Source organism: Asticcacaulis sp. (genome assembly GCF_020217185.1).
Lineage (GTDB): Bacteria > Pseudomonadota > Alphaproteobacteria > Caulobacterales > Caulobacteraceae > Asticcacaulis.
The window spans coordinates 1-10000 of record NZ_JAIWNX010000142.1 but is presented as its reverse complement, the minus strand read 5'-3'; the positions used below and the strand labels follow the sequence as shown (position 1 = coordinate 10000).

The following is a 10000-nucleotide window of genomic DNA, read 5'->3' as shown; positions in this document are numbered from 1 at the left end:
GTCGCCGTCTATTCCGAAGCCGATGCCCAGGCCCTGTTTGTGCGTCAGGCCGACGAAGCGCACCTGATCGGTCCGGCCCCGGCGGCGCAAAGCTATCTGCGCGGCGACGTGATCATCGAGGTCGCCAGACGCACGGGGGCCGAGGCCATTCATCCGGGCTATGGCTTCCTGTCGGAAAACGCGGAATTTGCGGAGGCCTGCGCCGCCGCCGGGATCGTCTTTGTCGGTCCGACGCCGGAGGCCATTCGGGCCATGGCGCTGAAAGGCGCGGCCAAGGCGCTGATGGAAGAGGCGGGCGTGCCCGTCACCCCCGGCTATCATGGCGAGGCGCAGGACGAAGCGACGCTACTTACCGCCGCGCGAGAGATCGGCTTCCCGGTGCTGATCAAGGCCGTGGCCGGCGGCGGCGGCAAGGGGATGCGTCGCGTCGATAACGAGTCTGATTTTCCGGAACTATTGAAATCTTGTCAGGGCGAAGGGCAAAGCGCCTTTGGCGATCCGCGCGTGCTGATCGAAAAATATATCGAGGTGCCGCGCCATATCGAGATCCAGTTGTTTGCCGACAGCCACGGCAACGCGCTCCACCTCTTTGAACGCGACTGCTCGCTGCAACGCCGCCATCAGAAGGTCATCGAAGAAGCCCCGGCCCCCGGCCTGCCTGAGGCCATGCGTCAGGCCATGGGCGAAGCGGCGGTGAAGGCCGCCAAGGCCATTGGCTATCGCGGTGCGGGCACGATCGAATTTATTGTCGATGTGTCCAAGGGGATCACGCAAGCCGCCTTCTACTTCATGGAGATGAACACCCGGCTTCAGGTCGAGCACCCGGTGACCGAGGCCATTACGGGTCTCGATCTGGTCGAATGGCAGTTGCGCGTCGCCGCCGGTGAGACCCTGCCGCTGACCCAGGATCAGGTGCCGCTGAACGGCCACGCCATCGAAGCGCGCCTCTATGCCGAAGATCCTGAACACGACTTTATGCCGTCCACCGGCACGCTGAGCCGTCTCGTCTTTCCGTCCGGGGTTCGCGCCGATTCCGCCGTGGCGCAGGGCGATACGGTCAGCGTCTTTTATGACCCGATGATCAGCAAGCTGATCGTGCATGGTAAGGATCGCGCGGCGGCCTTAGACGCGCTTCGCACCGCCCTGATCCACACCCGGGCCGAAGGGCTGAGGACCAATCTGGCCTTCCTGCGGCGCATCGCCTCCGACCCGGCCTTCCGCGCCGGGGAGATCGATACGGGCTTTATCGGCCGCCATGTCGAGCGCCTGACCGCGCCTTGGCCCGATTATGATTTGCCGACGGATACCCCACCCTCGCCGTGGCATGATGCGACGGGCTTCCGCCTTAACCTGCCTCCCGCCTCACCGGTCGATGTGCGGCATCTCACGGACGCTCTGGACGAGGCGCATGAGGCTTCTGAGGTGGTCGCGCCCATGCCCGGACTGGTCGTCGCGGTGCACGTCACAGAGGGTGAAGCGGTCGAGAAGAACCAGCCGCTGATCGTGCTGGAGGCCATGAAGATTCAACTGACGCTGAAGGCCCCGCGCGCCGGTGTGGTGACGGGCCTAAGCGCCACCACGGGCGAGCAGGTCATCGAAAAAGCGGTGCTGCTGAACGTCACATAATCCTATACCCCTGCCTTTGGCGGGCGATATAAGCAGGGAGACACCCATGACCGATTTTCCGCATCTGCAATTCGCCCACGGCGACGAAATCGACGCCCTGCGCGACACGGTGGCGAAGTTCGCCGCCGCCGAAATCGCGCCGCACGCCGCTGAGATCGACCGCACGGATCAGTTTCCCATGCCCCTGTGGCGCAAGATGGGGGAGCTGGGCATTCTGGGCCTCACCGCGCCCGACATGTATGGCGGGGCGGAGATGGGCTATCTGGCGCACACCATCGCCATGGAAGAGATCAGCCGTGCCTCGGCCTCGGTCGGCCTGTCCTACGGCGCGCATTCCAACCTCTGCGTCAATCAGATCGTGCGCAACGGCAATGAGGCGCAAAAGGCGCGCTACCTGCCACGCCTGATTAACGGCGAACACGTCGGCGCCCTGGCCATGTCGGAACCGGGGGCGGGCTCAGACGTCATGTCGATGAAGCTCCGGGCCGAAAAGCGCGGCGACCGCTACGTGCTCAACGGCTCGAAAATGTGGATCACCAACGGCCCGGACGCCGATGTGCTGGTCGTCTATGCGCGCACGGGCGAAGGCTCAAAGGGCGTCACCGCCTTCCTGATCGAAAAGGACTTTGCCGGCTTTTCAGTGGCGCAAAAGCTCGACAAGCTGGGGATGCGCGGCTCGCACACCGGTGAGCTGGTCTTTGCCGACTGCGAGGTGCCGGAAGAGAATGTGTTAAGCCATGAAGGTCGCGGCGCGGCAGTGCTGATGTCGGGTCTCGATTACGAGCGCGTGGTGCTGTCCGGCGGGCCCTTGGGCATTATGCGCGCCTGCCTCGACGTGGTCATCCCCTATGTGCATGAGCGTCAGCAGTTCGGCGCGCCGATTGGCACCTTTCAACTGATGCAGGGCAAGATTGCCGACATGTACGCCACCTGGGGGGCCTGCCGCGCCTATGTCTATGCCGTGGCCGCTGCCTGCGACCGGGGCGAGACGACGCGCAAGGACGCCGCCGCCTGCATCCTCTATGCGGCGGAAAAGGCGACGTGGATGGCCGGAGAAGCGATCCAGTGTCTGGGCGGCAATGGCTATGTCAATGAGTACCCGACCGGGCGGCTGTGGCGCGACGCCAAGCTCTACGAAATAGGTGCAGGCACCAGCGAAATCCGGCGTATGCTGATCGGACGCGAACTGTTCGAGGAAACGAAGTGACCCGCCCCAGCCACGTCACCCTTTACGAAGTCGGACCGCGCGACGGCCTTCAGGCCGAGACGCAGATCGTCCCCGCCGCGACCAAGATCACCCTGATCGACCGCCTGTCGCAAACGGGTCTGCGCTTTATCGAAGCGAGCAGTTTTGTCTCGCCGAAATGGGTGCCGCAGATGGCCGATGCCGCTGAGGTCATGGCCGGGATCAGCCGCGCGCCCCACCTGACCTATCCGGTGCTGACGCCCAATCTCAAAGGCTATGAGGCGGCACGGGCGGCCAGGGCGCAAAGCGTCGCTGTCTTTGCGGCGGCGTCCGAAACTTTCAGCCAGAAAAACATCAATGCCAGCATAGCCGAAAGCCTTGCGCGCTTCGCCCCGGTCGCTGCCCGCGCGCGCGAAGACGGCATAGCCTTGCGCGGCTATGTGTCGTGCGCCATTGCCTGTCCTTATGAAGGCCCGATTGCCCCCGACGCCGTGGCCGAGGTGACGCAAACCCTGATCGACATGGGCTGCTATGAGGTGTCGCTCGGCGACACCATCGGGCGCGGCACGCCGGGCGATACGCAGCGCCTTCTGGAGGTCGTGTTAAGACGCGTCGAAGCGGCAAAGCTGGCCGTGCATTTCCATGATACCTGGGGGCAGGCTCTGGCCAATATTCTGGTGTCGCTCGACTATGGGATCGCCACCGTCGATGCCTCGGTCGGGGGCTTAGGCGGCTGTCCCTATGCGCCGGGTGCGTCGGGCAATGTCGCCACCGAAGACGTGCTCTATATGCTCAGGGGCTTAAGCATAGAGACGGGTGTCGATCTTGATAAGGTGATCGACACCGCGTGGTTTATCTCCGATGCGCTGGGCCGCCCGCCACGTTCCAAGGTCGCCGTGGCACGGGGCCGCTGATCAGTTCCCGGCCACCTTCATGTGGCGACCAAACACCTGCGTCCAGTAGAAGTAGTAGGGGACCCGTGCCTGTCCCACCGGCTGATCCTGCGTGTCGTGGACATAGCCGACGCCCATCTCCTCATAGCCGCAATTGAGGATGTTGGCGCGGTGGCCGGGGCTGGTCATCCATTCCTCAAACACCCGGTCGGCCGTCTTTTGACCCGCCGCGACATTTTCCCCCAGAAGCGTATAGACATAGCCTGTGGCGTGCACCCGGTCCTTTAACTTTATACCGTCGTCCGTGTAGTGATAGACGTAGTTTTTCTCGGACATGGAAACGCTCTGGCGCTGCGCTGCCTGCATCAACTGATCGCTGAGGCGCAAGGGACCGCAGCCGTTTTCGGCCCGCACCTGATTGACCCGTTCGAGCAGTATTGCCGCCTGATGCTGCATGTCTTCGCTGATGTCGAAGCGGGGCGCGTCCGGCACCAGCGCCGCACTGAGGTCAGGTGCCTTGACCACCGTATTGACGCGGCGATAGGTCATGCCGGTGGTCCCGGCCTGTGGCGAAGGCGGTGTCAGCAGGGCGTCAACCGCCGCTTCGGCCGTGGCATCCAGCCGTTGAATCTTCTCATCCGCTACGCCGGTGCCCACAAACAGCGCCGACGCCAGAGTTGATAAAACCACTGCCCGCATAGCCATCCCCGACTTAGGCTTAAGGCGGACATGTTGTGGCCTCAGATGTAAAGTTTCCGGTAAGAAACAGGCTTAAGCGGCGTTAGTCATAAAGCTCACGCGGCAGGGGCGCAAACAGGGCCTCGACGCTGTGGGCGCTGACGCCGCCGATGGATTGCGGCAGCCAGTGCGGCGAGTGGTCCTTGTCGTCCAGCACGGCGCGCACGCCCTCAAGGAAGTCGTGGCTCTGGCAGAGGCGCGAAGCGATGCGGAACTCCATCTGCATCACCTGCTCGAACGTCTCCAGGCGGCGGCCTTCGCGCAGATGGCGCAGCGTCACGCTCATCGAGAAGGGCGAGCGGGTGGCCAGCACCTCACCCTGATGCTGCGCCCAATCGGAGTCCTCCAGCTTCAGCGCAATGGCGATATCGGCCAGACGGCTCTTGCCGAAGATGCGGTTGATGGCCTCCAGATGCTCCTGATAAGACGGCTCACCGACGGGGCGGTCATAGCGGTGCAGGAGGTTATCGATGAATTCATTTGGTCGCGCCATTGACTCCGAAAACCGGTTCCCACTTTTCGGATGGCGCTCCGGGCCCGCCAGCAGTTCCGCCTTCAATGCGGGCAGGTCAGAGGCCGCCACATGGTGCGTGCTGATCCCCGCCGCGCGCACATCGGCCCCTTTCAGCCGCTCACCGGTCAGGGCCAGCCAGGTTCCAACCTCGGAATAGTTTTGCGCGCCCTCGTCTGCGAAAACCGCTTCACACGTTTCGGCGGGCGCGCCCATCCGCGGCAAAAACCAGCCGCCGCCGACATCCGGGAACAGGCCGATGCCGGTTTCGGGCATGGCAAACAGGGTGTTTTCGGTCGAGACGCGGTGCGAGCCATGCACGCTGATGCCCACGCCGCCGCCCATGGTCACGCCGTCAATCAGGGCGACAAAGGGCTTGGGGAAGCGTTTGATCAGGGTGTTGAGACGGTATTCGGTGCGGAAGAAGTCGCGGGCCGCTTCGCCGTCGCCACGGCCTGAGCGGGCCGCCGCCCGCACATCGCCCCCGGCGCAAAAGGCGCGTCCGTTGTGGTCCAGAACGACATACCGCACGCGTTCATCCGTGGCCCACTGGCTCAGCGTCTGCGCCATATCGCGGCACATGGCGGTGGTCAGGGCATTGAGCGCCTGAGGTCGGTTGAGCGTCAGCCGCCCCACCCCGTTTTCCACCTGAGCCAGAACGGGTTTTTCCTCAACACCGAGCGCGTCCATAGGCCTTCCTTTCGCGTTTTCCTGTGCCTTTTGCTGCACCTCAGTGGGTGCAGCATTTTTTAAAAGATAACCACGGAATCAGCGGATTGGGAACCTCAAAAATCCCCCTCTTCCGTGGGGGAGAGGGGGATGCGACAGCCCCAGGTGAGGGGATTACCCCCGCACCATTTTCGCTCTGGCCAGCGTGTCGGCCACGTCGCCGGTCAGGCGCTTTTCGGCCTGGGCACGGGCAAAAATATCAGCCAGACGCGGCCCGATGGCGTCGATCTGCGCGTCGATACCGGCGCGGTCAACACCGCCATTATATTCCGCCGACACGGCAATAATGCCGCCGGCGTTGATCACATAGTCCGGCGCATAGAGGATGCCGCGACGGGCCAGAACCGCGCCCACTTCCGGCACCGACAACTGGTTATTAGCGGCCCCGGCGACCACGGCGGCGGTCATGCGCTCGGCCACCTCAGGGGTGATGATGGACCCCAACGCGCAGGGGGCAATCACATCGGCATCGCTCAGCAGGATGTCCGCGACATTGCCCATTTCCGCGCCGAAGCGTTCGACCATTTCGACCACGCGCGCGGTATGAATATCCGCCACGATCAGCTTGGCGCCGCGCGCGTGCAGTTCCTGACACAGATAGCCGCCGACATGACCCAGCCCCTGCACCGCGACGCGCACGCCTTCCAAGCTGTCGCGCCCCAGACGCGCCTTGACCGCCGCTTCGATGCCGATGGCGACGCCGCGCGCCGTAAAGGGCGACGGGTCACCGCCCACCGAACCCTCTGTGGCCAGACCGGACACGTACTTCGTCTGACGCGCCACGACCATCATGTCCGACACGCCGACACCGACGTCTTCGGCGGTGATATATTGCCCGCCCAGCGCTTCGACGGCGCGCCCAAAGGCGGTGAAAATCTGTTCGCGGTTTTCCGGTGCGACCGGGCCCATGATGACCGCCTTGCCGCCGCCGAAGGGCAGCTCAGCCATAGCGTTCTTATAGCTCATGCCACGCGACAGGCGCAGCGCATCGGTACGCGCCGCCGCCGCGTCGTCATAGGTCCACAGACGACAGCCGCCCGCCGCCGGTCCCCGCGCCGTCGAATGGACCGCGATGATGGCGCGCAGGCCGGTTTCGGGATCGTTGACATCGACGACCTTTTCGTGCGCGTCATATGAAGGCGTATCAAACATGGGCGGGTTCCTTTTGTGAGAGGGGGTGTGAGACGGGTTTCACCGCCTCGATTTGCGTCAGAAGCGCGGCCTTGCGCGCCTCGGCGGCTGCGACCGACGCGGCCTTGACGTGGCCAAAACCGCGGATGTCTTCGGGCAGGCGGGCCAGCGCCACAATGGGCTCCAGCGTTTGCGGAGAGAGCTTCGCCACCAGTTCCGGGATCAGGCGCAGATAGTCGTCGCGCAGGCGGCGTTCCATGCGGCGCTCCTCGGTATGGCCAAACGGATCGAAGAGGCTGCCGCGCAAGCCTTTCAGCCCTTTCAGCACGCCAAAGGCGGTAAAGACCCAGCCGCCGAACTTCATCTTGCGCGGTTCACCGGTCACCGGGTCCTTGCGCGCCAGAAGCGGCGGGGCGAGGTAAACTGCCAATTTTCCGGTATTATCGAATTGACTATCGAGGCGCTGACGGAAGGCCGGATCGCTATACAGGCGCGCCACCTCGTATTCATCCTTATAGGCCATCAGCTTAAAGGCATTGCGCGCCACGGCCTCCAGCAGGGCGGGTGACCCAGCCTTGCGCGCCGTCTCGACGACGGCCTGATACTGCGCCGCGTAAGAAGCGTCCTGATAAGCGGTCAGGTCGGCGATCCGCCGGGTAATAAAGGTTTCGACATCGAACGGCGCCTCGGACTTCGGGGGGGCGATACGGCCGAGATAAAGCGCGCGACCCAGCGCAAAGGCCTTATGGTTATTGGCTTTTTCGGCCCCGTTGAGGTCGATCGCGCGCTCGATCGCCTGACGGCTCAGCGGCACAGCCCCGGCCTGCCAGGCGGCCCCCAAAAGGATCATATGGCCATAGACGGCATCGCCCAGCAGACGCCGCGCCACGCCCCCGGCGTCCAGCGGCTCACAGCGTTTGGACGCCTTGCGTAACCGTCCCATCAGGCCGCCCTTATCGAACACCACGTCGCGGTTCAGCGTAAAGGCCGCCGTCGAGGTCAGGGCCGAATTGACAAAGCTCAGGGTGCGGTCCGGGCTGACCAGAGGCAGGGCCGTCTTACCCGTAGCCTGCACCATGTCGGCGGCCAGCAGCACATCGGCTTCACCGGCGCTGATGCGCGGCGCAGGCAAACGCACGCCTTGCGCCACGATGCGCACATGGGCATCGACGCCGCCACCGCGTTGCGCCAGACCCGTCTGATCGGCCACCGACACTTCGCAGCCGTCGATATGCGCCGCCATCCCCAGCATGGCCGACAGCGAGGTGACGCCCAGACCGCCGATCCCGGCTAGCAGGATATTGACCGGGCGCGCCGTAGCGGGCGGCGGCGTCAGTTCGGGCAGGTCGGCGATCAGCGGCGTGAGGTCGGGCGCAGCCGCTTTTTTCAGCGCCGCCCCTTCGACCGCCACGAAGGACGGGCAGAAGCCTTTGACGCACGCCGTGTCGATATTGCACGCCGACTGGTCGATTTCGCGTTTGCGCCCCAGCTCGGTTTCCAGCGGGTTGATGGCGACGCAGTTCGACTTGGCCTGACAATCGCCGCAGCCTTCGCACACCGCCGGATTGATGAAGATACGCGCGGCGGGCCTGGGGGCTGTGCCGCGTTTGCGGCGGCGGCGCAGTTCGGTGGCACAGGCCTGATCATAGATCAGCACCGACACCCCCTTATGCGTGCGCAGGTCCTTTTGCACGGCCTCCAGATCGTCGCGGTGGGCATAGGTGGTGCCCGATGGCATTTCGCCTTCCCAGCGCTCCGGATCATTGGAGACCAGCGCAATGCGCTCCACCCCTTCGGCGCGCACCTGCTGCGCCACCTTGACGGGGGTCAGTTGCCCATCGACCGACTGCCCGCCGGTCATGGCCACCACGTCATTATAGAGGATCTTGTAGGTGATATTGACCCCGGCGGCGATGGCCTGACGGATGGCCAGAAGCCCCGAATGGAAGTAGGTGCCGTCGCCCAGATTGGTGAAGACGTGGCCTTCGTCGGTAAAGGGCGCCTGCCCCATCCAGGTCACGCCTTCGCCGCCCATATGGGTGCAGATATCGGTGCGTCGCGGCATGAAGGTCGCCATGTAGTGACAGCCGATCCCGGCCAGACCGCGCGACCCTTCGGGCACCACGGTCGATCCATTGTGCGGGCATCCGGCGCAAAAAAACGGCGCGCGGATATGGTCGGGCTTGAGCGTGTCCTTCGTCGTCAGACGCAGGCGGAAGCCTTCGGCGCGCTCGCGGCGCTGAGCATTACGCGCGGCTTCCGGCAGCAGGTCGTAGAGCGCCAGCGCCACCTGAAGCGTATCGAGTTCCAGCACGTCAGAGATCAGCGGCTCACCGCTTAAGCCCCGTTTGCCGAGGATCAGCGGGCGACGACCATCCGGCAGGGCGTACAGGGCCGAGCGCAGTTGCGGCTCGATCACCTCGCGCCGTTCCTCGACCACCAGCAGCTTTTCGAGGCCACCGGCAAAGGCGCGCGCGCCCTGCGCATCCAGCGGCCACACCATGCCGACCTTCCACACGCTGAGGCCGATGTCGCGCGCTTCGGCCTCGGTGATGCCGAGCAGGTCGAGCGCCTCCATCACCTGCGTGAAGGCCTTGCCCGCCGTGGCGATACCGATGCGCGGGCGCGCCTGGGGCCAGACCACCGTGTCAAAACCATTGAGCCGCGCAAAGGCCGAAGCCGCGGGTAGGCGGTAATGACGGTGACGCGCTTCCTTTTCGGCAGGGGTGTCCTTGGCGCGGATGTGCAGCCCGTCGGCGGGCAGGTCTATCACCGGGTCGCGCGTGTCGAAACGGTCGCTGAGATCGACGGCGGCCGAAGCGTCCATCAGGTCGGAAATCGTCTTCAGCGCCACCCAGCCGCCGTAGAAGCGCGACAGGGCAAGGCCCTTGACGCCGTATTCCAGCACCTCGGCGATGGTGGCGGGGCTGAGCACCGGGATTTCGGCGTCGATAAAGGCCAGTTCCGACTGATTGGGCAGGGTCGAGGATTTGCACGCATGGTCGTCGCCGACCACGGCCAGCACACCACCCAGCGGCGTCGTCCCGGCCATATTGGCGTGTTTGAGCACGTCGCCTGAGCGGTCCACGCCCGGCCCCTTGCCGTACCAGATGCCGAAGACGCCGTCGTAACGCGCACCTTCGAACAAAGGCACGTGCTGCGTGCCCCACACGGCGGTGGCCCCCA

At 64.6% G+C, this 10000-nt stretch carries 7 protein-coding genes; 3 read left to right on the top strand and 4 right to left on the bottom strand.

The annotated features are described in order from the left end of the window. From LDL37_RS06920 to LDL37_RS06910, 3 genes are all read left to right on the top strand, one after another. Window positions 1-1626: biotin carboxylase N-terminal domain-containing protein (locus LDL37_RS06920; RefSeq protein ID WP_290795947.1), on the top strand; the 1626-nt coding region annotated here is incomplete at its 5' end. Between the two features lie 46 nt (window positions 1627-1672). Further along, window positions 1673-2833 (top strand): isovaleryl-CoA dehydrogenase, encoded by a 1161-nt coding sequence (locus LDL37_RS06915; RefSeq protein ID WP_290795945.1) that lies wholly within the window; start codon window positions 1673-1675, stop codon window positions 2831-2833. Beyond that, window positions 2830-3726, top strand: coding sequence for a hydroxymethylglutaryl-CoA lyase (locus tag LDL37_RS06910; RefSeq protein ID WP_290795943.1), 897 nt, complete (start codon window positions 2830-2832; stop codon window positions 3724-3726). Before LDL37_RS06915 ends, LDL37_RS06910 begins: the two co-directional genes overlap by 4 nt. Here LDL37_RS06910 and LDL37_RS06905 read toward each other — a convergent pair whose 3' ends face one another. The 4 genes from LDL37_RS06905 to LDL37_RS06890 form a co-directional block, all read right to left on the bottom strand. Further along, entirely contained in the window at window positions 3727-4404 is a 678-nt protein-coding gene (locus tag LDL37_RS06905) for a CAP domain-containing protein (RefSeq protein ID WP_290795941.1), read from the bottom strand. A gap of 82 nt (window positions 4405-4486) precedes the next feature. After that, entirely contained in the window at window positions 4487-5644 is a 1158-nt protein-coding gene (locus tag LDL37_RS06900) for an enoyl-CoA hydratase/isomerase family protein (protein ID WP_290795938.1), read from the bottom strand. Window positions 5645-5797: 153 nt separating this feature from the next. Beyond that, complete coding sequence (locus LDL37_RS06895) at window positions 5798-6835, bottom strand: Glu/Leu/Phe/Val dehydrogenase dimerization domain-containing protein (RefSeq protein ID WP_290795936.1); 1038 nt, start codon at window positions 6833-6835, stop codon at window positions 5798-5800. Beyond that, on the bottom strand, window positions 6828-10000 hold a 3173-nt coding region (locus tag LDL37_RS06890), incomplete at its 5' end, for an indolepyruvate ferredoxin oxidoreductase family protein (RefSeq protein WP_290795934.1). The genes LDL37_RS06895 and LDL37_RS06890, both read right to left, overlap by 8 nt.